This window comes from Mesorhizobium sp. M0166 (genome assembly GCF_040322255.1).
Taxonomy (GTDB): Bacteria; Pseudomonadota; Alphaproteobacteria; order Rhizobiales; family Rhizobiaceae; genus Mesorhizobium.
In genome coordinates this window covers 147,046-170,217 of sequence record NZ_JAMYTD010000005.1, presented here as the reverse complement: position 1 = coordinate 170,217, position 23,172 = coordinate 147,046, and the positions used below count along the sequence as shown (strand labels likewise).

Below are 23,172 nucleotides of genomic sequence, written 5' to 3'. Positions count from 1 at the left end.
TTCGTCGTTTACCGTCCTTCGCCGTTTGCCGTCTTGGCGCGCGGGGAAAATTTGCCGCATCGCAGAATTGACGTTTACGCAAACGTCAATATTTGTTATCTCGACCGTAACGTTGGTCCGCCTGCCATCCTCATATGCTGGGGCTGATTTCGGGGTCGAGACCGCATGGTGGAGGAAACGCATGCCGATCTACAGAGCGCCGGTCCGGGACACGCTGTTCGTACTGAACGAAGTGCTGGGATATCAGCGCTATTCCAATCTTCCCGGATTTTCCGACGCGACGCCGGATGTGCTCGAGGCCATCCTTGCCGAGGGCGCGAAGCTCGCCGAAAACGTCATGCAACCACTGAACCGTGTCGGCGACGTGGAAGGCTGCGTGCGCCATGACGACGGTTCGGTAACGACGCCGAAAGGCTTCAAGGAAGCTTTCGACCAGTATCGCGAAGGCGGCTGGATGGGGCTCGCGGCACCTGTCGAGTTCGGCGGGCAAGGCTTGCCCTACGCGGTGCACACCGCGGTTGCCGAATATATGGTGTCGGCCAATATGTCGCTGATGATGTATGCCGGCCTGACGCAAGGCGCGATCGCTGCGATCATCACCCATGGCACCAAAGAGCAGAAGGCAACATGGTTGCCGAAGCTGGTCGAGGGCGCATGGACCGGCACCATGAACCTGACCGAGCCGCACTGCGGAACCGATCTTGGCCTGCTGCGCACCAAGGCCGTCCCAAATGGCGACGGCACCTACAGGATCTCCGGCCAGAAGATATTCATCTCGGCCGGCGAGCATGACATATCGGACAATATCGTCCACCTCGTGCTGGCCCGTATCGACGGCGCGCCGGATGGCGTGAAGGGCATCTCGCTGTTCATAGTGCCGAAGCTCAAGCTCGATGCCTCAGGCAATCCGGGCGAGAAGAACGCCGTCTCCTGTGGCTCGATCGAGGAGAAGATGGGTATCCATGGCAACTCGACCTGCGTCATGAATTATGACGACGCTGAAGGCACGCTGCTCGGCGAGGCCAATGGCGGGCTGAAAGCAATGTTCACCATGATGAATGAGGCGCGGCTTGGCGTCGGCTTGCAGGGGCTCTCGCTATCGGAGGTCGCCTATCAGAATGCGGTTTCCTACGCCAAGGATCGTCTGCAGGGCCGCTCGCTGTCAGGACCGAAGGCGCCGGACAGGAAGGCCGATCCGATCATAGTCCATCCGGACATCCGCCGCAGCCTGATGACCATGAAGGCGTTCAACGAGGCCGGCCGCGCGCTGGCGCTGTGGACGGCGATCAAGTCCGACATCGCTCACCGCTCCGGTGACGACAAAGATCGCCAGGTCGCAGACGACTACACCGGCCTGATGACGCCGGTGGTCAAAGGCGTGCTCACCGACAAGGGTTTCGATCATGCGGTAATGGCGCAGCAGGTCTTCGGCGGCCACGGCTATATAGAAGAGCACGGCATGAGCCAGTTCGTCCGCGATGCCCGCATCGCCATGATCTATGAGGGTGCCAACGGCATCCAGGCGCTCGACCTCGTCGGCCGCAAGCTGGCCTTGAATGGCGGCCGCGCGGTCCAGGCTTTCTTTAAGGAAGTCGGAGAGTTCTGCGAGGAAAACCGCACCGACGAGAAGATGGCGCCCTTCACCAAGGCGCTGAAGAAGGGCGTCAACGATCTGCAGATGGCGACGATGTGGCTGGTGCAGAACGGCATGGCCAAGCCCGACAATGCCGGTGCCGCCTCGACCGACTACATGCATCTCTTCGGCCTGGTGGCGCTGGGCTATATGTGGGCCCGGATGGCCAAGGTGGCCGCAGCGAAATTGGCTGATGGCGCCGACGGCGCTTCGTCTTTCTACGATAACAAGCTGGTGACGGCGCGCTTCTTCATAGAGCGGATCATGCCGGAGACGTCGGCGCATCTTGCCCGCATCTCCAGCGGTGCCGATACATTGATGGCACTGCCGGCGGAAGCGTTCTAGGTTCGGCATTCCCTTCCCCCTTTGAGAGGAGGGTGGCCCGAAGGGAACGGTCGCCACGGCAGCGCGCCAGCTCAATTCTGGCGGCGTGCTTGGAAGGAGGATCGGAGAATAAACATGACCAACCCCGCCGAAATCCTTGGCCTTCCCAAGCCCGCCTGGGCGGCGGACGAGGTCGGCATGCTTTACAATATGGCGCACCGCTTCATGTCGGAAGAGATCGCGCCGCGTTACGACGAGTTCGAGAAGAACGAGATGGTCGACCGCGAAAGCTGGCTGAAGGCGGGTGCTGCCGGCCTGCTCTGCGCCTCGATGCCGGAGGAATATGGTGGTTCGGGCGGCACCTTCGCGCATGAGAGCGCCATCATCGAGGCGATCGGCCATGTCGGCGTCGACGGGTTCGGCATTGGCCTGCATAATTCGATCGTCGCCCCCTACATCCTCCATTACGGCTCGGAGGAGCAGAAGAAGAAGTGGCTGCCGAGGCTGGCGACCGGCGAGCTGATCGGCGCCATCGCCATGACCGAGCCGGGTGCGGGCTCCGACCTTCAAGGCGTCAGGACCCGCGCCGAAAAGGACGGCAACCGGTACAAGCTCAACGGCTCGAAGACCTTTATCACCAACGGCCAGCTCGCCAATTTCATCATCGTCGTTACCAAGACCGATCCTGAGAAGGGCGCCAAGGGCATCTCGCTGATCGTCGTCGAGACCGACGAGGTGGAGGGTTTCCAGCGCGGCCGCAACCTCGACAAGATCGGCCTCAAAGCCAACGACACGTCGGAACTGTTCTTCAACCACGTGCGTGTGCCGACCTCGAACCTGCTCGGCAACGACGAAGGCCAGGGCTTCGTCCAGTTGATGCAACAGTTGCCGCAGGAGCGGCTGCAGATCGGCACCACAGCCATCGCCATGGTCGAGCGGGCTCTGGCGCTTACCATCGACTACGTCAAGGAGCGTAAGGCCTTCGGCAAGGCCATCATCGAATTCCAGAACACCCAGTTCAAGCTTGCCGAATTGAAGACCGAGGCGACCATCGGCCGCGTCTTCTATAATGACTGCGTTGCCCGCCACATTAACGGTGGCCTCGACCCGGTGACGGCGTCTATGGCCAAATACTGGCTGTCGGACCTGCAGGGAAAAGTCGTCGACGAATGCCTTCAATTGCATGGCGGCTATGGCTACATGAATGAATATCCGATTGCGCGCATGTTTCGCGACGCCCGCGTCCAGCGCATCTACGGCGGCACCAACGAGATCATGAAATTGCTGATCGGGCGCTCGCTCTGAGCGAGTTTCAGCAAACCCAAGGAGCAGGAAAATGGCCGAAGCTTATGTCTATGATGCCGTGCGCACGCCGCGCGGCAGGGGCAAGAAGGATGGCTCGCTGCACGAAGTGCCGGCGGTGCGGCTCGGCGCCAAGGTGCTCGAGGCCATCCGCGACCGCAACGGACTGAACACCGCCGCTGTTGACGACATCATCTTCGGCTGTGTCGATCCGGTTGGCGAGGCGGGTGCGGTCATTCCACGTGCCGCTGCTTTCGAGGCCGGCTACGACACCAAGGCGCCTGGCATGCAGATATCGCGCTTCTGCGCTTCGGGCCTCGACGCTATCAATTTCGGCGCCGCCAAAATCGCGCAAGGCGCCGACGAGATCGTCATTGCCGGTGGCGTCGAATCGATGTCGCGCGTCGGCATGGGCGCCTCCGGCGGCGCCTGGTTCATGGACCCGTCGGTCGGTCTGCCCGGCTGGTTCGTGCCGCAAGGCATCTCGGCCGATCTGATCGCCACCAAATACGGGTTTTCGCGCGACGACGTCGATGCCTACGCGGTCGAGAGCCAGAAGCGTGCTGCCACGGCCTGGGGCGAGGGCCGGTTCAAGAATTCGGTGATCTCGGTCAAGGACCAGAACGGCCTGACCATCCTGGACCACGACGAACACATGCGGCCCTCAACCGACATGCAGTCGCTGGCCGCACTCAATCCGTCCTTTGTCATGCCCGGCGAGATGGGCGGCTTCGATGCCGTCGCCGTGCAGAAGCATCCCGAGGTGGAAGAGGTCAACCACGTCCACCATGCCGGCAATTCCTCCGGCATCGTCGACGGCGCGGCGGCCGTGCTGCTCGGCTCGAAAAAGGCCGGAAAGACGCTCGGCCTCAAGCCGCGCGCGCGCATCCGCGCCTTTGCCAATATCGGCTCCGAACCGGTGCTGATGCTGACCGGCCCGGTCGACGTCACCGAGAAGCTGTTGAAGCGGGCGAAGATGAAGCTGTCGGACATCGACCTGTTCGAGCTCAACGAGGCCTTCGCTTCGGTGGTGCTGCGCTACATGCAGGCTTTCGACATTCCGCATGACCGGATCAACGTCAATGGTGGTGCCATCGCCATGGGCCATCCGCTCGGCGCCACCGGTGCGATGATCTTCGGTACGGTGCTGGACGAATTGGAACGCCGCGACCTCAACACCGCGCTGGTGACGCTTTGCATCGGCGCCGGCATGGGCACCGCAACGATCATCGAACGCGTCTGACGGAGAGAGATGATGAGCTACACCAATTTCACCCTCGAAGTCGACGCCGATGGCATTGCGCTGGTCACCTGGGACATGCCGGACCGTTCGATGAACGTCTTCACCGAGGAGGTGATGCGCGAACTGAACGCCATCGTCGACAATGTGGCGAGCGATGCAGCGATAAAGGGCGCGGTCATCGCCTCCGGCAAGGATACGTTCTCGGGCGGCGCCGACATCACCATGCTGCAGAAGATGCTGGCGGCCTTCGCCGCCGACAAGGCGAAGGACCCGGAGAAGGCGACCAAGGCGCTGTTCGACAATGCGGGCACCATGAACGGCCTGTTCCGCAAGCTGGAAACCTCGGGAAAGCCATGGGTTTCGGCGATCAATGGCACCTGCATGGGTGGGGCGTTCGAATTGTCGCTCGCCTGCCATGGCCGTGTCGCGGCCGATTCCGACAAGGTGAGGATGGCGCTTCCCGAAGTGAAGATCGGCATTTTTCCGGGCGCCGGCGGCACCCAGCGCGTGCCACGGCTGACCGACCAGCAGCAGGCGCTGCAAATGCTGACGTCCGGCCAGACGCTGTCGCCTCAGAAGGCCAAGTCGATGGGCCTGATCCATGAAATTGCCGAGCCGGACAAACTGGTCGAAACCGCCAAGGCGATGATCAGGAACGGCTTGAAGCCGGTGGCGCCCTGGGATGAAAAGGGCTTCAAGCTGCCCGGCGCTCCGATCTATTCGATGGCCGGTGCCAATCTGTGGCCGCCGGCTATCGCCATCCTGCGCCGCGAGACCTATGGCAACTATCCCGCGGCTGCCGCCATCCTGAAATGCGTCTACGAGGGCCTGCTGGTGCCGTTCGACACCGCCTTGCGGATCGAGCAACGCTATTTCACCGAGATCATGCAGACCAGGGAAGCGGCAGCGATGATCCGCTCATTGTTCGTGTCGCTGCAGGAACTGAACAAGGGCGCGCGCCGCCCGGCCGGTGTACCGGAAACGACGTTCAAGAAGATCGGCGTGCTCGGCGCCGGCTTCATGGGCGCGGGTATAGCCTATGTGACGGCCAAGGCCGGCATTCCGGTGGTGCTGCTCGACCGCGACATGGAGTCCGCCGCCAAGGGCAAGGCGCATTCCGACAACCTGATCTCGGATCAGGTAAAGAAGGGCCGTGCCAAGCCGCAGGACAAGGACCAGTTACTGTCGCTGATCACGCCGACGGCCGACTACGCCGATCTCGCCGGCTGCGATCTTGTGGTCGAGGCGGTATTCGAGGATTCGGCCGTAAAGAAGGGTGCCACCGAACAGGCCGAGGCTGTGCTCAAGCCGTCGGCGATCTTCGCCTCGAATACGTCGACCATACCGATAACATCGCTGGCCAGGAATTCGGCGCGGCCGAAGAATTTTATCGGCATCCATTTCTTCTCGCCGGTCGACAAGATGATGCTGGTCGAGATCATCCTCGGCAAGAAAACCGGCGACAAGGCGCTGGCCACCGCGATCGACTTTGTCCGCGCCATTAAGAAGACGCCGATCGTCGTCAACGATACGCGCGGTTTCTATGTCAATCGCTGCGTGCTGCGTTACATGTCGGAAGCCTACAAGATGCTGATCGAAGGTGTTCCGGCGCCGATGGTCGAGAATGCGGCGAAAGCCGCCGGCATGCCGGTCGGTCCTCTGGCGTTGACCGACGAGACGGCGATCGACCTTGCCCAGAAGATCATGAAGCAGACCATGCGCGACCTCGGCGACAAGGCGGTCGATCCGAAGCAGATGGCGCTGATCAACACGATGGTCGACACGCATGGTCGCTTGGGCCGCAAGAACGGCAAGGGCTTCTATGACTATCCGGCAAAACCGGCGAAGAAGAAGCTGTGGCCAGGCCTCAGGGACCTCTATCCGCAGCTGGCGCCGGAGCAGGTCGATTATGAGGAACTGAAGCAGCGGCTGCTGGTCACCATCGCGCTTGAGGCGGTACGGGTGATGGAAGAAGGCATCGTTACTGACCCACGCGAGGCCGATGTCGGCTCGATCCTGGCCTTCGGCTTCGCGCCTTATACAGGCGGTGCACTGTCCTACATCGACGGCATCGGCGCGAAGAAATTCGTCAAACTCGCCAAGCGCCTGCAGAAGAAATACGGCACCGAGTTCAAGGCGCCGAAGCTGCTGCTCGACATGGCCGAGAAGGGCGAGACCTTCTACGAGCGCTTCGATCCCTATACCAGGGACGAGGCCAAGGAGGCCGCGTGACGCCGTCTTCGGCGGTGGACAAGATGGCGGCCAAGGGGTAGAACAGGGAAGGTATTTTTTCCTGTTTTGAAGGAGAGCAAGGTGCTCTCGCACGACCGCGTTTGGGCCGCCATCGACGCTCTTGCCGAGCGTTATTCGCTTTCGGCCTCCGGATTGGCCAGGCGCGCGGGCCTCGACTCGACCGCCTTCAACAAATCGAAGCGGCTGTCCTCAGACGGGCGGCCGCGCTGGCCGTCGACCGAATCGCTGGCCAAGATCATCGAGGCGACCGGCGCCTCGCTGGATGAATTTGCGGGGCTGGTCGAGGGTCGGGGTAATTCCGGCGCACTGCCCGTGCAGAGATCGTCGGTGCCGCTGCTCGGCTTCGCCCAGGCGGGCGCCGGTGGCTTCTTCGACGACGCCGGGTTTCCGGCGGGGCAGGGATGGGACCTGATCGAGCTTCCGGCAAGGGCAACCGAAACCTCCTATGCCTTGAAGGTCCAGGGCGATTCCATGCTGCCGCTCTATCGCAATGGCGATGTCCTGATCGTCGAGCCGGGGGCTACCATACGAAAGGGCGATCGCGTCGTCGTCAAGACCAATGCCGGCGAGGTGATGGCCAAGGTGCTCGACCGCCAGACACCGAGGTCGATCGCGCTGGTCTCCCTCAATCCCGATCACCCGGACCGCGACATCCCCATGCGCGATGTCGAATGGGTGGCGCGGATTGTCTGGGCAAGCCAGTAGGCGCGGGGCCGGTGCGTCTGCCTCACCTTGCCTTGGCTGTTCTGGCGATCCCCGCGATGGCCACGGCAATTGTCGCCGGCGGCCGCGCCGTCCAGAGCGAAAGCGGCGGCCCCTGGGAGCAAATCCAGGTCAGCGCTGAACCGCAGCCCGTCGCGCCGGCTACGTCGGCTATCCCCAAACCAGAGCCGGCCAAGCAGGCGGCGCATTCGAGGGCAATCGATCCAGAAATCGTGGTGCCGCCGCAGCTCGGTTCCAACGAGCTCGAGCGGATCGAGCCGCGCGCCCCGTTGAGCGATCTGGCATTGGCCGGACCGCCCAAGCCGCCAAAAACGAAAATGCCCGACGACTGGAAAGGCACGAAACTGTTCCAGCCTGTCGCGCCGGCCGCCGGGCTCATCGAGGCAAAGGGCTATTCGATTGCAGTTTCCGGTATCGACATCGTCAAGCAGGAGGAGACTTGCACCGACGGCGGCAAATCCTGGAATTGCGGCATCCAGGCGCGAACGGCCTTCCGCGCCTTTCTGCGTAGTCGTGCGGTGGTCTGTGCCGTGCCGCCCGAAGGCGGCCGTGATCTGATCGCCGCCGAGTGCCGGATCGGCAACCAGGATATCGGCCAATGGCTGGTCGAAAACGGCTGGGCGCGCGCCGCCAAGGGCGGCGCTTACGTAGAAGCCGGCGAGAAGGCGCGTGCAGCAAAGAAAGGCGTCTTCGGGCCGGCGCCGAGCGTTTCAGGCCTGCCGCCGCTCCCGGCTGCGTCGCGATCCGCGCCTGTAGCGCCGAGCTCGATCCTGGAAGAGCAGGACGGCGTCCTCATGCCGCCAGCTGACCAGCCAGCGCCCGCTGAATGAGCTCGCGCGTTTCGGCGATGCCGTAGAGCGCGGCGAAGGAGCCGAAGCGCGGCCCGCGTTCCTGACCTATCAGCACCTGATAGATCATCTGGAAGAAGGCGACGGAGACACCGGGTCCGCCCTCCGGGCTCTGCTTGGAATGATCCTGGTAGCGCTCGATCTTGCGCGCAACATTGAGGGCAGCGTTCTGGATCGCCTCGCTGTCGGCATCAGCCGGCAGCGCGGCGAGCGCTTCCGAAAGCTTGGTCAGCGCCTCGCGCTCCACCGCGTCGGCAGCACGGTACACTTTGGCCGGCTTCACGAAATCGTCGAAATAGCGGATCGCATATTCGGCCAGTCGGTCGAGCTCGGGATGCGTCGTCGGCGTCACACCCGGCGCGTGGCGCGAAATGAAACCCCACAGCACGCTCCTGTTTTGGGCATTCGAGGCGCTGACCAGGTTGAGCAGCAGCGCGAACGGCACCGGCAGGTCGACTGCCGGGGGATTGCCGTCATGCATGTGCCAGACCGGATTGCCCAGCCGCTCCTTCCAGTCCTGCCTCTGATAGGCAGAGAGGAACGTGTAATATTCGTCTACCGCCTTCGGGATGACGTCGAAATAAAGCTTCTTCGCGGTTCGCGGGCGCTGGAACATATAAAGGCTGAGGCTCTCGGTCGGCGCGTAAGTCAGCCACTCGTCGATGGTCAGCCCATTGCCCTTCGACTTCGAGATCTTCTGGCCGTGCTCGTCGAGGAACAGCTCATAATTGAAGCCCTCCGGTGCCGGAGCATCGAGCGCGCGGCAAATCTGCCCGGCGAGCTTGACGGAATCGATCAGATCCTTGCCGGACATCTCGTAATCGACGCCGAGTGCTGCCCAGCGCATCGCCCAATCGGGCTTCCATTGCAGCTTGGCATGACCGCCGGTCACCGGCGTCTCGAAGCGCTCGCCGGTGTCCGGGTCGCGCCACACGATGGTACCGGCATCGAGCTTGCGCTCGTCGATCGCGACTTGCATGACGATGCCGGTCTTGGGATGGATCGGCAGGAAGGGCGAATAGCTCAGCGCCCGCTCCTCGCGCAGCGACGGCAGCATAATTGCCATCACCTTATCGAAGCGCTCGAGCATCTTGAGCAGCGTCGCGTCGAAGCGGCCGGAAGTGTAATAGTCGGTCGAGGAAGCGAATTCGTAATCGAAGCCGAAACGGTCGAGGAAAGCGCGCAGCCGTGCGTTATTGGCGGCGCCGAACGACGGATACTCATTGGAGAAAGGGTCCGGTATCCTGGTCAGCGGCTTGCCGAGATAGGCGCGCAGCATGTCCTTGTTAGGCACATTGTCCGGCACCTTGCGCAATCCGTCCATGTCGTCGGAGAAGCACAGCAGCCGCGTCTTGACCTTGTCTTCGGTCAGCACGCGGAAGGCGTGGCGCACCATAGATGTGCGCGCCACCTCGCCGAACGTGCCGATATGCGGCAGCCCCGACGGGCCGTAGCCGGTCTCAAACAGCACCGTTTCCGGGTAGCCGCTGCTCGCGTAACGGGCGACGATCTTTTTCGCTTCCTCGAACGGCCACGCCTTGCTTTCGGCGGCGGCGGCGAGGACTTCCGGGCTGAGATCGATCGGCTGTTGTTCGGCCATGATGCTATTCCTGCGACTTTGCCAGCATCCATGCCGGCAGCCGCATGCTCTAGACCATGATCCCGAAAAGTGGAACCCGGTTTCCGGGCAGGACCGTGATCAGGCAAGAAGATTAAGAGCCCCCGTCCCGATAGTCAGGATGGATCAAGTTCCAAGGTGTGACCGAAGCGCCGACGATCGCGGCTGTTTTTCCTTGCGGCGCCGGTCCCTCGTTCCTAACTTCGGGACCATCTCAAGGAGTTGTAAATGCCATTGTCGCCACACGAAGCCATGATCTACCTGATGGTCATCACCTCGGCGTCAGACCGCGACATGACCGACGTCGAACTGGCGCGGATCGGCGACGTCGTTCGATCCTGGCCGGTGTTTGAGGATTTCAACCGGGAGCGGCTGGTCGAAGTCGCCCAGGCCTGCCAGAAAATGCTGCAGGAAAAAGACGGGCTGGAGGGCGTCCTTGCGCGTGTCGCCGAGGCGCTGCCCGAACGCCTGCGTGACACCGCCTATGCGGCCGCCTTCGAGGTCGCGGCCGTCGATCTCGAAATGCGCCTGGAGGAGGTGCGCGTGCTGCAGCTCGTCCGCCGGGCACTCGACCTCGATGCGCTGACGGTCGCCGCCATTGCCCGAGCCGCCAAGGCCCGCCTTCGCACGCTGACGTGAGCCGGCAGCCAAGCTCAGAAAAAGCTGACCGGAAAATAGCGCAGATAGAACTCGGCGAACGTGCCTTTCACCGAAATTTCCTGCAGCGCGTAGTCGAAAGCGGCGGCCAGTGCCGGATCGTCGGCCCTGGTGGCGATCGCCATGCCTGAGCCGAGATATTCGGGCGCCAGATAGGGGCCGCCGGCAAAGCGGCAGCAGCCCGTCGCATCGGAACCGCCGAGCCAGAATGCGAAACGCATGCCGTCGCCGAAGGCGGCGTCGATCTTGCCGGCTTTCAGCTCGCCATAAAGCTCCTCCGGCTTTGCGAAGGGGACGATTTGGACGTCGCCGAAATAGTCGCGCAGCATCCGCTCATGCGCGGAGCCGGCGATCACGCCGACACGCTTGCTGCGCAGCCTGTCGAACATTGGTTCGGTCAGCGCCTTTGTCTTTAGCATGACGAAGCGTGCCGGAAATTGCAGGTAGGAGCGTGAAAATGCGTATCTCGACCGCGACTCCGGAGTCGCGGCGATGCCGGCGATGATCGCTTCGCCTTCGCCTTTCCCGAGCGCACCTTCGAGCTCGGCCCAGGGCAGCGCCTGGATCTGGCATTTTTCGGCAATGCCGAGCTCGGCGCAGATGGCGCGCGCCAGGTCGACATGGAAGCCCGACAGCCGGCCTGCCCCATCGAGGAAATTGAACGGCGGGAAATCCGTGGTGGTCAGGAATCGCAGCCGCGGCAGCATCGAAAGGTCCGGCTTTGGCAGCCGCTCCTTGGCGTCCCAAAACACCGGCACCTGCGGCTCCGCGGCGAGCGCAGCAGCCGCAAGCAATTGCGCTCCGATCAGTATCGAGATCAATGAAATGGATATGCGCCGAAACGCCACGCGACGACTCCGTCCGGTCTTGCACCGACTTTAGTACGAAATAACACAGGTTTTTGTACGAAAATAACACAGGTACAACGGTTTTTGGTTTCATCGTGACGATTTAGGGATATTGTTTAGTGAGTTTGCAAATGACTGCGTGATGCCGGCTGAAGAGGAGCAGTAGGACGCACAGGGGAAGCAGCTTTGCAGTCCGGGGTTGATGGCGTGGTGCGGGTTGATCACTGCCATTGGCCTCAAGAGCGGAAGGCAACATGGGGTAGATGTTGCGATGGGTCATTTCGATCGTACCCTGGAACTGATAGATCAGTTGCAGCACGCCGGCACAGCGGCCGCCGTCTGCGAAAAGCTGCTGGGGGTAACAAGCGGGTTCGGGCTGACGGCGCTGATGGCCGGGACGGTTCCGCAACCTGGCACGCCGAGAAACCAGCAAAAGGACCATGTGCTGCTCTGCGACTGGCCGGCTGAATGGCTTGAGCGCTACGTTGCGCGCAACTACGTCGATCACGACCCCGTCGTCAGTCACATGAAGCAGCTTCAAGCGCCATTCCAGTGGCGGGAAGCGTCTCAGGGCATCCGCATCGGCAAGAGCGGCGGCGAGGTGATGGGCGATGCCGGCGAATTCAAGCTGCGCGACGGGTTGGCCTTCCCGCTAATCACGCTCGATGGCCAGATCGTCATGGTGTCACTGGGCGGCGAGGCTGTCGAATTGTCGAGCGCCGAGTTCGGGCTGGTGTCGCTGGTCTCGACTTATGCGATTGGCCGCGCAATGCAGCTCCACACCATGGCGGGCAAAACCATCGATCATGTCGAATTAACGCCGCGTGAGCGCGAATGCCTGCAATGGGCCGCCGTTGGCAAGTCCGAATGGGAGATCTCACAAATTCTCGGCATTTCGGAACACACGTCAGAGAAACACCTTCTTAACGCCAAAAGCAAACTCGGTGCCGTCAACCGGGTCCAGGCCGTCGCGGAAGCGATAAGGCGCGGCTATATTAACTAGGTCGGCCGCGCCGGCCTAGAAATTCTTGCTTGCGTGATCGCGTAATTTTTTTGGGAAAGCACGGCCGTATCTTCCTATTGAAACAGGAGACGGCAAGATGCTTTTTTCCCTCACGACCCAGGAATTGATGGAACGGCCCGACCTCTGGGAGTCAGTTCATCGTTTGCGTTACAAGATTTTCGTCGAAGAGATGGGATGGACCGATCTGCAGCGCCCCGATGGCCTGGAGATCGATCAATTCGACCACGACGAGGCAGTGCACCAGATCGTCATCCGCAATGGCGAGCTCGCCGGTTACCAGCGGATGTTGCCGACGACCCGGGCACATCTTCTAACCGACGTGCTGGCGGACCTTTATGAGGGAACCCCACCGTCGGGCCCGAATGTCTATGAACTGACCCGCTATGCGGTTGCGCCGGGGTTCCGCGACGGTCGGCGCGGCGTGTCAACGGTGGGCACGGAGCTGATCGCCGGCTTCGTCGAGTGGGGCCTGAAGCGCAACGTCAACCAGGTGATCATCGAATTCGAGCCGATGTGGGTGCTTCGCGCGCTGCAGCTGCATTTCCTGGCAACGCCGCTCGGTTACCAGCGTACCTATGGCAACCAGCAGGTCGTTGCCACACTGCTCACCTTCAACGAGCACACGCTCGACGTGGTGCGTTCGCGCCGCAACCACTTTGCGCCGGTGCTGGCCAGAGGGTACCCGGACATGCTCGGACAGAGACGCGCCTCGTGAGATTGGAGAGAGGCCATGAACGTTCACTCAAAAGCAGAATTCCGCAATCACACGCTGATCGTCACGGTATCGTCGGGTGACGGCCGCCCGGTGCTGGACAGGCGGGCCTATGAAAGCCTGGCCAGGACATTCCACGAAGCCGCTGTCGACGACGACGTCCGCGTTGTGGTCCTGCGCGGCTTGGCCGGGTGCTTCTGCCTCGGTGCCGATTTCTCCGAATTTCTCGACGCCACCAAACATCGGCGACTGATCGCCGCCGTCACCGATATGTTCCGCACGCTGGCGACGTTCCCGAAACCGGTCCTTGCCTGTGTCGACGGCGACGCCGTCGGCGTCGGTTGCACCATCCTGTTCCACTGCGACATGGTGATCGCCTCGACCAAGAGCACGTTTCGGGTGCCGTTCGTCGATTTCGGCCTGGTGCCGGACGCGGCGACCAGCATTCTGGCGCCGCGGAAGCTCGGCTATGCCGGGGCGTTCCGCTTCTTCTGCCTGGGCGACACGCTCGCCGCCGAAGATGCCAGGGCACTGGGCCTTGTCGGCGAGATCGTGACGGACGGCAGCGTCGAGGAAGCCACGTTGGCAAGAGCCAGGCAACTCGCCAAGAAGCCTGTCGCGGCGCTGCAGCAGACGCGCGACCTGCTCAGGGGCGACACCGGCGCGCTCTGCGACCGCATCGACCAGGAGATCTCGCTTTTCCAGCAGGCGCTGCAGGACGACACAACGCTGAAGCGACTGCAGCGGATTGCCCGGCTGGCGGCATGAGAGCCGCGTATCGAGGTGAGCTTATTTTTCGAGGAAAGTCGGCCCTTCGCCGATGATCTTCCTGTCCTCCTTGCCGATGACGTCGAGGTCGCGGCCGTCATAGGGAAGCGAAAGGAGAATGCGCTGCATGACGGCCAGCCGCGCGCGCCGTTTGTCGTTCGCCCGCACAATGATCCAGGGCGCGAACTCCTTGTGCGTGCGCTCGACCATCAGGTCGCGCGCTTTGGTGTATTCGTCCCATTTGGTGATGCCGGCGATGTCGATTGGCGAAAACTTCCAGCTCTTCAGCGGGCTCCAGCGGCGGTCATGGAATCGCTCGAGCTGCGTTTCCCGGCCGATGTTCAGCCAGAATTTGAAGAAATGTATGCCCTCGTTGCGGATCATCCGCTCGAAATGCGGAACCTCGTCCAGAAATTGCTCGTGCTGCTCGGGCGTGCAGAATCCCATCACCGGTTCAACGCCGGCGCGATTATACCAGGAGCGGTCGAAAGTGACGAATTCGCCCGACGTCGGGAAGTGGTCGACGTAGCGCTGGAAGTACCATTGTCCAAGCTCGGTGGGTGTTGGCTTGGTCAGCGCCACGTTGCGCGCCGTGCGAGGGTTCAGATACTGGCGCAAAACGAAGATCGTGCCGCCCTTGCCGGCAGCGTCGCGCCCCTCGAACAGCGACATTACCCGCTTGCCTTTCGACTGCAGCCACGCCTGCGCCTTGACCAGCTCGATCTGCAGCTTCTCAAGCCTCTCGTCATACTCCTCGCTCTTCATCTTCTTGTCGTAGGGATACCCGCCGGCGGTCAGCTTGCGGTCCTCGACCCAGTCGGGAAGCATCGGGGCCTCGATGTCGAACGCCCGCTCCTTGCCGTCGATGATGATCTTCAGCGGACCCGATGAAGGTACGGCGGGACTTTCCTTGGTGTTTTTCATCGAGGCGAGCCTTTCCAGCTTTCGGACTCATGCTATTGGGAGCCTTACTGCATCGGCCCGAAAATCGGAATCGATTTTCGGAAAGAACGATGCAGCAGATGAAGTGGTAGAGCGTCCTTTGTGCGTCCAATTGAACGCACTGTGCTCTAGCGCCGGTCCAGCAGGAAGTTCTTGAAGTTGGCCGCAGACGGAGCGCAAATGGCCGACATCGGCACAAAGCGGAAAGGCAGGGCGCAAGGTGTCGCCATGCGGCTGTGGAACAGCCGCTGGCTGCTGGCGGCCGGCCTCGTTGCGGTGCTGATGGTCTATGCTTTTGCCGGCATGTCCGGCTATGTGGTGCTGCTGGCAGGCGCGTTGCTGGTTGCCGCTGCGATGCTGCCGGCCGGCGTCGCGCGTCAATCGACCGAAAATGCTGCGGCCATCGAGGCGAGCGGTCTGCAACGGCTTTCCGGCGAATATCTCGCGGCGGCGGTTGCCGATCCGCTGATCATTTTCGATCGCTCCGCCGCCATCGTCCACGCCAACGCCGCCGCCTTTGCCGCCTTTGGCGGAATTGCCCCCGGCATGTCGCTGTCGCTGAAATTCCGCGCGCCGGAAATGCAGGCCTTGCTGGATAGTATCTTGGCGGGCAACGTCGCTTCGGACAGCGTCGACTACACAGAAAAGCTGCCGGTCGAACGAGCCTATCGGGTGAGCGCGTCTTCAGTCGGCCATGCCACGGATCTCTACGTGCTTGTGTTCAAGGACCAGAGTGAGGCGCGCCGGATCGACAGAATGCGTGCCGACTTCATTGCCAATGCCAGCCACGAGCTGCGCACGCCTCTCGCGTCGATCGCCGGCTTCATCGAGACGCTGCGCGGGCCGGCCCGCAACGACCCCGCGGCGCGCGAGCAGTTCCTGCAGATCATGCAGAACCAGACCAGCCGTATGGCGCGCCTCATCGACGACCTTCTGTCGCTGTCGCGCCTGGAGATGAAGCCCTATCTCAAGCCGGGAACCGAGGTCGACCTGCGCCAGGTCATCGACAGCGTCATCGATTCGCTTGGGCCGCTCGCAAAGGAAAACGGCGTCGTCATCGAGCGTGATTTCGCGGAAGGGCCGCTCGACGTGCCCGGCGATCGGGACGAGCTTTTCCAGGTCTTCGAAAATCTGTTGGAAAACGCCTGCAAATACGGTCAGTCGGGCGGACGCGTCGTGGTGTCGATCACGCGCAGCGACAGCGATCCCGAGCCGGGCATCGACGTCACCATCAGGGATTTCGGCCCCGGTATCCCCGAAGAGCACATCCCGCGCATCACCGAGCGCTTCTACCGCGTCGACGTCGAGAACAGCCGGAGCCAAAAGGGCACCGGCCTTGGCCTGTCCATCGTCAAGCATATCCTGACCCGCCACAACGCCAGGCTCTCCATCAGGTCGGAGGTCGGCAAGGGTGCGGCGTTCACGGTCCATTTGCCGGCTCGCTGACGCGGTACTATCTCTAGCACATAATGGGCCGTTTCTTTTTTCTGTCATCCGGCTAGCGTATCAGCGGGGATTCGAGGGAACGACTCAACCAGAAAATCCCGGGAAGGCATTTCGTCCATGCAGTCCGTGCATATAGTCAGCGCCTATGACGAGGAGCTGAAATATCTGTCGAAGCGCATCGCGGCGATGGGCGGGCATGCCGAGCGCATGGTCGAGCAGGCAGTCGCGGCGCTGGTCAATGCGGATCCGGGGCTTGCCCAGAAAGTCATTCGAGACGACCTGGTTCTGGATGAGGGACAGCGCGAGATCGACGACAAGGCGATCATCATAATCGCCAAGCGCCAGCCGATGGCGACGGATCTGCGCGAGATCGTCGGCGCGATCCGCATCTCGGCGGACCTCGAACGGGTAGGCGACCTCGGCAAGAACGTCGCCAAGCGGGTGGTTGCCGTTGCAGACGGGCGCCAGCCGAACAGTCTGTTCCGCGGCCTCGAGGCTTTGGCCAATCTGGCACTGACCCAGCTCAAGGAAGTACTCGACGTCTACGCATCGCGGTCGGTGGAAAAAATCGGTTTCGTGCGCGACCGCGACGACCAGATCGATGCCATGTACACCTCGCTGTTTCGCGAATTGCTGACCTACATGATGGAAGACCCACGCAACATCACGCCCTGCACACATCTCCTGTTTTGCGCCAAGAACATCGAGCGCATCGGCGACCATGCCACCAACATCGCCGAGACGATCTACTATGTCGTCACCGGTGATCAGATGCCGGCCGATCGTCCGAAGGGCGACAAGACGGACAAGATTGTTCTTCCGGCAACCCAACCAGCGAAGTGAGTTCTCTCCGCACTGGTGCGAATTTCGGATTCGCCACCTGAGAGACAATTGCGCTAAGCTCTCGACACGCCGACTTCTCAGTTCCGCGATGAAGGCCCCGCCTTCAGGAGGCTGCGATGGAATATGTCCGCGAGTTTGCTCCCGCGCCGCCGATGTCGGGCATCATCGCTTGCGGCGTCTATACGGCTGGGCGGCGCATCGCCGACATTCCGATCGAGGAAGCCGGCGAATGGGCCGGGAAGCCGGGCCACGTGGTCTGGATCGGACTGCTGGAGCCCGACCGCAATTTGTTGCTGCGCGTCCAGGCGCAATTCCATCTGCATGAGTTGGCGATCGAGGACGCCGAGCATCCGCACCAGCGACCGAAGATCGAGCAATATGGGGATGCCCTGTTCATCGTTGCCCGCACGGCGCAGCTGATCGACAGCCGTGTCACCTTCGGCGAGACGCATCTGTTCGTCGGCGCCGGCTATATCGTCAGCGTCAGGCATGGCCCGTCGACCTCCTACGCAGCCGTTCGCCAGCACTGGGAAAGCTGCCCGCATTCCCTTGCCAAGGGCGAGGATTTCGTCCTCTACGCCATTCTCGATTTCATCGTCGACAACTACATGCCGGTGCTCGAGCAGATCGAAAACGAGGTCGAGGCGATCGAGGACAAGGTTCTGCTGAAACCGATGACCGGCTCCGATATCGAACGGCTTTATATGCTGCGCCGCGATCTCTTGCGCCTGCGTAATGCGGCCCTGCCGCTGGTGGAGGTCTGCCGGCGGCTCACCAGCGCCGATCTGCCGCAAATCCACACAGCCATGCACCCACTGTTTCGCGACGTCACCGACCACATCCGCACTGTCCAGGAAAAGATCGACAGCCTGCGTGAGGTTCTCGCCTTCGCCTTCGAGGCCAGCCTTCTGGTCGGTCAAAGCCAGGAGACGGCGATCTCCAAGAAGCTTGCCTCATGGGCCGCCATCCTGGCGGTGCCCACGGCGTTCGCCGGCATTTACGGCATGAATTTCAGCGACATGCCGGAACTGAGGATGGAATATGGCTACCCGGCCGTCCTGGCGGCGATTGCCCTGATCTGCACGTTTCTTTACTGGCGGTTTCGCAAGAATGGGTGGCTATGAAGCGTAGGGCAGTAGGATATCGCTTCTGACCACGCTTCTCTGCAATTCACCACATACTGCCGTACTGCCCTATTCCCCTACTCCCCTAACTATCTGCTCCGCCGCCGCTCCGATGCCGGCTGAAACGCCACGCGGGCGTGGTACTTGCAGTAGGGCCCGGTTTCGGCGGCGTCGTTGCCGCAGAAATGGAAGTCTTCCGAAAGCGGATCGCCATTCGGCCATTTGCAGGTGCGCTCGTTCAGCTCGACGAGTTGCAGATGCCGCGAGATCGGCACGACGACGTTCTCGACCGGGCGAATATAGTGGCGCGCCACCGGTTCGGCATCGAACTGTGCCTTGAGCGCGGTCGCACCGATCGACATCGACGTGGTGGCATGGCGCGTGGCGCTTGCTGCCCGGGACACCGATTTCTGGATCGTCGATCCCTGTGCCGTCTTCTTCTGGCGTGCCGGTGAGGCGGTCGTGCGTCCGCGACCGGACAGTTTCAGCCGGTGCACTTTGCCGATGACCGCATTGCGGCTGACCCCGCCAAGCTGTGCGGCGATCTGGCTGGCGCTGAGGCCCTCTGACCACAATTTTCTGAGAAGTTCGACTCGCTCGTCAGTCCAGTTCATGAGACCGCGCTCCTGCTGAAACGTGCGGCAATCGGAATCCATTCCCGACCCGGCTTCTGCCGGGCAGACACCACATATATCGGGTGATTAGGTCCGCCGCACGAAATCTAGTTATTTCTCTACTACAATTACCTTATGCGCTGACTCGGTGACAAGAGTCCCAACGCCAACACGAATCGGTTTTTTCGGTTTTCCCCAACTTGCCCGGTCGCTTATGAGCCGGCGTTGTGCTGGAGGGCTTGCCGCACGTCCTTACGCGACCTTTTCGTTGACTTCACGGCCGAAAAACACGATAAGCCACAAGGGCCGCCGCTTTGGCGGCTTTTTGATTTTCCGGTTCCGGAGACGCATATAATGAGCGGTTCGGCGCTTTTCGAGACCTTTGTTCGCGCACCCCTGGCTTTCGACCACGGTGAAGGCACCTGGCTGGTCACTGATAAGGGCGAGCGATATCTCGATTTCGCCGGCGGGATCGCCGTGAATTCATTGGGCTACAGCCATCCGCATCTGGTCGCGGCCCTCACCGAGCAGGCCGCCAAGCTCTGGCATGTCTCCAATCTGTACGAGATTCCGGGACAGAGCCGGCTCGGCGAGCGGCTGGCCGACGCCAGCTTCGCCGACAAGGTGTTCTTCACCAATTCCGGCGCAGAGGCGCTCGAATGCGCCATCAAGACGGCGCGGCGCTACCACTTCGTCAAGGGCCATCCCGAGCGCTACCGCACAATCACCTTCGAAGGCGCTTTCCACGGCCGCACCCTGGCCACCATCGCCGCCGGCGGCCAGTACAAATACCTGGAAGGTTTCGGCCCCAAGGTCGACGGCTTCGACCAGGTCGGTTTCGACGATATCGATGCGGCCGAAAAGGCGATCACGCCTGAGACCGCGGCGATCCTGATCGAGCCGGTGCAGGGCGAGGGCGGCATCAGGCAAGTGCCGACGCAATCGCTGAAGCGCCTCAGGCAGCTCTGCGATCAGCACGGGCTGCTCCTGATTTTCGACGAGGTCCAGTGCGGCGTCGGCCGCACCGGAAAGCTGTTCGCGCATGAGTGGGCGGGTGTAACCCCCGACCTCATGGCGGTGGCCAAGGGCATCGGCGGCGGCTTCCCGATGGGTGCCTGCCTCGCCACCGACGAGGCAGCGGTCGGCATGACCGCCGGCGTGCACGGCACCACCTTCGGCGGCAATCCGCTGGCGATGGCGGTCGGCAACGCCGTGCTCGACGTGGTGCTGGAGGACGGCTTTCTCGAGGACGTCCAGCGCAAGGCACTGCTGTTGAAGCAGGGGCTTGCAGGCGTCGCCGACGAATTTCCGGATGTTATCGAAAGCATCAGGGGCACCGGCCTGATGCTCGGGCTTAAATGCGCGATGCCCAACACCAAAGTCACGGTGGCACTGCGTGACCAGCATCTCTTGACGGTTCCGGCCGGCGACAACGTTATCCGCCTGCTGCCGCCTCTCACCGTCACCGACGCCGAGATCCACGAAGCGCTCGAGCGCATTCGTGCCGGCGCCAAGAGCCTGGCGGATGCCATCGTCGCTGCCGCAGCGAAGTAATCCTGGAATTCCTGATGTCCCTTCGCCATTTCACCGATCTTTCCGCCGTTTCCGAAGGCGATCTGCGTTTCATGCTCGACGACGCAGCTGTGCGAAAGGCAAGGCTCAAGGCCGGCGAACGCAGCAAGCCGCTCGAAGGCAAGGTGCTGGCGATGATCTTCGACAAGCCGTCGACGCGGACGCGCGTGTCGTTCGACGTCGGCATGCGGCAGTTGGGTGGCGAGACGATCATGCTGACCGGCACCGAGATGCAGCTTGGCCGCTCGGAGACCATTGCCGACACGGCCAAGGTGCTGTCACGCTATGTCGATGCCATCATGATCCGCACCACCTCGCATGACCGGCTGCTGGAACTGACGGAAAACGCTACGGTTCCCGTCATCAACGGGCTGACCGACGAGACCCATCCCTGCCAGCTGATGGCCGACATCATGACCTTCGAAGAGCACCGTGGTCCGGTGGCCGGCAAGACGATCGCCTGGACCGGCGACGGCAACAACGTGCTGCATTCGCTGCTGGAGGCATCTGCGCGCTTCCGCTTCAAGCTGAACATCGCCGTGCCCGAGGGCAGCGAACCGGCCCAGAAGCATGTCGACTGGTCGAAAGCCAATGGCGGCAAGCTGAAATTCACCCGTTCGCCCGAGGAGGCCGTTCACGAGGCCGATTGCATCGTCACCGACTGCTGGGTGTCGATGGGCCAGGAGCACCGTGCCCGCGGCCACAATGTCTTCCTACCCTACCAGGTCAATGCGGCACTGATGGCGAAAGCCAAGCCTGACGCGCTGTTCATGCACTGTCTGCCGGCGCATCGCGGTGAGGAGGTTACCGACGAGGTCATCGACGGACCGCATTCTGTGGTGTTCGATGAGGCGGAGAACCGGCTCCATGCCCAGAAGGCGGTCTTGGCCTGGTGCCTGGGCGCTTGATAAGGGCCGCCTTGATCCGGGCTGGCCTGATCTGCGCCGCGTTGATCCGGGCCGCCTTGATCCGGGAGTGGGTGGTGCCTATCTCAGGCGCATCACGCAAATCGAGCGCGTCTCGTCGCATGCGCCCCGGAGGGCGGCATCGCCGCGCCCCGGAGCTTTGTCATGTTGGAAACTCATCAATTGGCTGAACATAAACCCAAGCTCGGCGAATTCGGCTACGCCGGCGACGACCATGTCGTGCCGTTCGAGGTCGGCCCGCTCGACGTGCGCGGCCGCACCGTCCAGCTCGGGCCGATGCTCGACGCTATTCTCAGCCGCCACGACTATCCCGAGCCGGTCGCCCGCCTCCTGGCCGAAGCCTGTGTGCTGACGGTATTGCTCGGAACTTCGCTGAAGTTCGAGGGCAAGTTCATTCTGCAGACCCGCACCGACGGGCCGGTCGACATGCTGGTCGCGGATTTCTCCACGCCGCACGCGCTGCGCGCTTATGCCCGCTTCGATGCCGACCGGCTGCAGGCTTTGACTTCTGCCGGCGAGACGTCACCGCAGACGCTGCTCGGCAGCGGCGTCCTGGCGCTGACCATCGACCAGGGCGCCCACACGCAACGCTACCAGGGCATCGTCCAGCTCGACGGCGTCACGCTGGAAGATGCCGCACGCACCTATTTCCGCCAGTCGGAGCAGATTCCGACCGACCTCCGGCTTTCGGTTGCCAAGCTTCTGACGCCCGGCGTCGGCGGTGCCCGCGAGCAATGGCGGGCCGGTGGCTTGCTGGCACAATTCCTGCCGCAGTCGGCGGAGCGCATGCGCGTCCCCGACTTTCCCGGTGGCGACGGCGATCCGCGTGAGGAAATCCACGACCCGGCCGACAATTCCTGGCAGGAGCTGCTGGCGCTGCTTGGTACTATTGAACCGACCGAGCTGATCGATCCGACGATCGGCGCCGAACGGCTGCTTTACCGGCTTTTCCACGAGCATGGCGTCCGCGTCTTCGGCGGGGTGCCGGTCGCCGACCAGTGCTCATGCTCGAGGGAGAAGATCCAGGGCATCCTCGAAGGCTTTTCCGCCGAGGAGATCAGGGACAGCACCGAGGATGGCAGCATTCACGTGGCCTGCGAATTCTGTTCGAAACAATATGACTTCGATCCGGCGGAATTTGAAGCGGCTCAATAACGAGCATCAGTGCGGCTGCCTTCGCAGAACTTGGATTTCCTCGCCCCCGCAAGGCGGGGAGAGGAATCCAAGTGAACGTCAATTGACGGTGCGCCGCGTGCCCGGCAAATCGAGCGAGAAGGCGGGGATGGCGACGTCGAAGGTCTCACCCCGTTTGTTGCGCATTGTGTAGTGCCCGACCATGATGCCGGACGGGGTCGAGAGCGGGCATCCAGACGTATACTGATAGCTGTCGCCGGGGTTGAGTCCAGGTTGCTCGCCGACGACCCCGGGGCCGCGCACTTCCTCGACCTTGCCGGTGCCGTCGGTAATGTGCCAGTAGCGCGACAGAAGCTGCACGAAGTCGTCCGACTGATTGTCGATGGTCACCTGGTAGCCCCAGACATAGCGGTTTTGTGGCGGGTCGGAGTGATCCTCCAGATAGAACGGCCTGACCTGCACTTCGATGTTGCGGGTGACGGCGCTGTACATAAACTGCTCCAAAGCAATGTAGATGGAACTTTCGATGCTCAGCGCAGTTTGGTCAACGATGCGCGGCATCTTCTTGCCCGATCTCAAGCGCAGGTGCCGAAAAACAATGTCATTTGAGTGACACAT

General features: G+C 62.2%; 21 protein-coding genes. 16 read left to right on the top strand and 5 right to left on the bottom strand.

Going from position 1 to position 23,172, the window contains the following annotated elements:
* The first annotated feature begins 181 nt into the window (after positions 1-181).
* The 6 genes from NKJ46_RS09105 to NKJ46_RS09080 all read left to right on the top strand — a co-directional run bounded on the left by NKJ46_RS09105 (position 182) and on the right by NKJ46_RS09080 (position 8,308).
* Positions 182-1,978, top strand: a complete 1,797-nt coding sequence (locus tag NKJ46_RS09105) for an acyl-CoA dehydrogenase (RefSeq protein WP_352664203.1) — start codon at positions 182-184, stop codon at positions 1,976-1,978.
* Positions 1,979-2,092: 114 nt separating this feature from the next.
* The gene (locus NKJ46_RS09100) at positions 2,093-3,262 is read left to right on the top strand and encodes an acyl-CoA dehydrogenase family protein (protein WP_352664201.1); all 1,170 of its coding nucleotides are present in this window, start codon (positions 2,093-2,095) and stop codon (positions 3,260-3,262) included.
* Between the two features lie 31 nt (positions 3,263-3,293).
* Positions 3,294-4,502, top strand: coding sequence for an acetyl-CoA C-acetyltransferase (locus NKJ46_RS09095; protein ID WP_352664199.1), 1,209 nt, complete (start codon positions 3,294-3,296; stop codon positions 4,500-4,502).
* Positions 4,503-4,514: 12 nt separating this feature from the next.
* Complete coding sequence (locus NKJ46_RS09090; RefSeq protein WP_352664197.1) at positions 4,515-6,734, top strand: 3-hydroxyacyl-CoA dehydrogenase NAD-binding domain-containing protein; 2,220 nt, start codon at positions 4,515-4,517, stop codon at positions 6,732-6,734.
* Between the two features lie 81 nt (positions 6,735-6,815).
* Positions 6,816-7,460, top strand: coding sequence for a S24 family peptidase (locus tag NKJ46_RS09085; RefSeq protein ID WP_023677336.1), 645 nt, complete (start codon positions 6,816-6,818; stop codon positions 7,458-7,460).
* Between the two features lie 11 nt (positions 7,461-7,471).
* Entirely contained in the window at positions 7,472-8,308 is an 837-nt protein-coding gene (locus NKJ46_RS09080) for a thermonuclease family protein (RefSeq protein ID WP_352664195.1), read from the top strand.
* On the opposite strand, the gene NKJ46_RS09075 is transcribed toward NKJ46_RS09080, so the two are convergent.
* Positions 8,271-9,926, bottom strand: coding sequence for a lysine--tRNA ligase (locus tag NKJ46_RS09075; protein WP_352664193.1), 1,656 nt, complete (start codon positions 9,924-9,926; stop codon positions 8,271-8,273). The two genes, NKJ46_RS09080 and NKJ46_RS09075, sit on opposite strands and share 38 nt — an antisense overlap.
* A 246-nt stretch (positions 9,927-10,172) precedes the next feature.
* On the opposite strand from NKJ46_RS09075, the gene NKJ46_RS09070 reads away from it, so the two are divergent.
* On the top strand, positions 10,173-10,583 hold the full coding sequence (locus tag NKJ46_RS09070; RefSeq protein ID WP_352664191.1) for a tellurite resistance TerB family protein: 411 nt from the start codon (positions 10,173-10,175) through the stop codon (positions 10,581-10,583).
* 14 nt (positions 10,584-10,597) lie between these two features.
* Here NKJ46_RS09070 and NKJ46_RS09065 read toward each other — a convergent pair whose 3' ends face one another.
* A complete protein-coding gene (locus NKJ46_RS09065) occupies positions 10,598-11,449 on the bottom strand; it encodes an ABC transporter substrate-binding protein (RefSeq protein ID WP_352664189.1) in 852 nt (283 codons plus the stop codon).
* A 271-nt stretch (positions 11,450-11,720) separates the two neighbouring features.
* On the opposite strand from NKJ46_RS09065, the gene NKJ46_RS09060 reads away from it, so the two are divergent.
* The 3 genes from NKJ46_RS09060 to NKJ46_RS09050 all read left to right on the top strand — a co-directional run bounded on the left by NKJ46_RS09060 (position 11,721) and on the right by NKJ46_RS09050 (position 13,953).
* Positions 11,721-12,452 (top strand): helix-turn-helix transcriptional regulator, encoded by a 732-nt coding sequence (locus tag NKJ46_RS09060; RefSeq protein WP_023677341.1) that lies wholly within the window; start codon positions 11,721-11,723, stop codon positions 12,450-12,452.
* Between the two features lie 97 nt (positions 12,453-12,549).
* Positions 12,550-13,188: an acyl-homoserine-lactone synthase gene (locus NKJ46_RS09055; RefSeq protein ID WP_352475930.1), complete on the top strand. Its 639-nt coding sequence runs from the start codon at positions 12,550-12,552 to the stop codon at positions 13,186-13,188.
* A gap of 15 nt (positions 13,189-13,203) precedes the next feature.
* The gene (locus NKJ46_RS09050) at positions 13,204-13,953 is read left to right on the top strand and encodes an enoyl-CoA hydratase-related protein (protein WP_352664186.1); all 750 of its coding nucleotides are present in this window, start codon (positions 13,204-13,206) and stop codon (positions 13,951-13,953) included.
* Between the two features lie 21 nt (positions 13,954-13,974).
* On the opposite strand, the gene ppk2 is transcribed toward NKJ46_RS09050, so the two are convergent.
* A complete protein-coding gene (gene ppk2 / locus NKJ46_RS09045; RefSeq protein ID WP_352664184.1) occupies positions 13,975-14,877 on the bottom strand; it encodes a polyphosphate kinase 2 in 903 nt (300 codons plus the stop codon).
* Positions 14,878-15,075: 198 nt separating this feature from the next.
* Between ppk2 and NKJ46_RS09040 the strand changes: the two genes are divergently transcribed.
* The 3 genes from NKJ46_RS09040 to NKJ46_RS09030 all read left to right on the top strand — a co-directional run bounded on the left by NKJ46_RS09040 (position 15,076) and on the right by NKJ46_RS09030 (position 18,308).
* A complete protein-coding gene (locus NKJ46_RS09040) occupies positions 15,076-16,341 on the top strand; it encodes a sensor histidine kinase (protein WP_352664182.1) in 1,266 nt (421 codons plus the stop codon).
* A 117-nt stretch (positions 16,342-16,458) separates the two neighbouring features.
* A complete protein-coding gene (gene phoU, locus NKJ46_RS09035; protein ID WP_352664180.1) occupies positions 16,459-17,184 on the top strand; it encodes a phosphate signaling complex protein PhoU in 726 nt (241 codons plus the stop codon).
* 116 nt (positions 17,185-17,300) lie between these two features.
* The gene (locus NKJ46_RS09030) at positions 17,301-18,308 is read left to right on the top strand and encodes a magnesium and cobalt transport protein CorA (RefSeq protein WP_023677347.1); all 1,008 of its coding nucleotides are present in this window, start codon (positions 17,301-17,303) and stop codon (positions 18,306-18,308) included.
* Between the two features lie 89 nt (positions 18,309-18,397).
* On the opposite strand, the gene NKJ46_RS09025 is transcribed toward NKJ46_RS09030, so the two are convergent.
* Positions 18,398-18,922, bottom strand: a complete 525-nt coding sequence (locus NKJ46_RS09025) for a GcrA family cell cycle regulator (RefSeq protein WP_352664178.1) — start codon at positions 18,920-18,922, stop codon at positions 18,398-18,400.
* A gap of 354 nt (positions 18,923-19,276) precedes the next feature.
* On the opposite strand from NKJ46_RS09025, the gene NKJ46_RS09020 reads away from it, so the two are divergent.
* The 3 genes from NKJ46_RS09020 (at position 19,277) to NKJ46_RS09010 (ending at position 22,575) form a co-directional block, all read left to right on the top strand.
* The gene (locus NKJ46_RS09020) at positions 19,277-20,476 is read left to right on the top strand and encodes an aspartate aminotransferase family protein (protein ID WP_352664176.1); all 1,200 of its coding nucleotides are present in this window, start codon (positions 19,277-19,279) and stop codon (positions 20,474-20,476) included.
* A 14-nt stretch (positions 20,477-20,490) separates the two neighbouring features.
* Positions 20,491-21,402: an ornithine carbamoyltransferase gene (argF, locus tag NKJ46_RS09015; protein WP_352664174.1), complete on the top strand. Its 912-nt coding sequence runs from the start codon at positions 20,491-20,493 to the stop codon at positions 21,400-21,402.
* Between the two features lie 162 nt (positions 21,403-21,564).
* A complete protein-coding gene (locus NKJ46_RS09010) occupies positions 21,565-22,575 on the top strand; it encodes an Hsp33 family molecular chaperone (protein WP_352664172.1) in 1,011 nt (336 codons plus the stop codon).
* Positions 22,576-22,653: 78 nt separating this feature from the next.
* On the opposite strand, the gene apaG is transcribed toward NKJ46_RS09010, so the two are convergent.
* Positions 22,654-23,046, bottom strand: a complete 393-nt coding sequence (gene apaG, locus NKJ46_RS09005) for a Co2+/Mg2+ efflux facilitator ApaG/CorD (protein WP_352664170.1) — start codon at positions 23,044-23,046, stop codon at positions 22,654-22,656.
* Positions 23,047-23,172 lie beyond the last annotated feature (126 nt).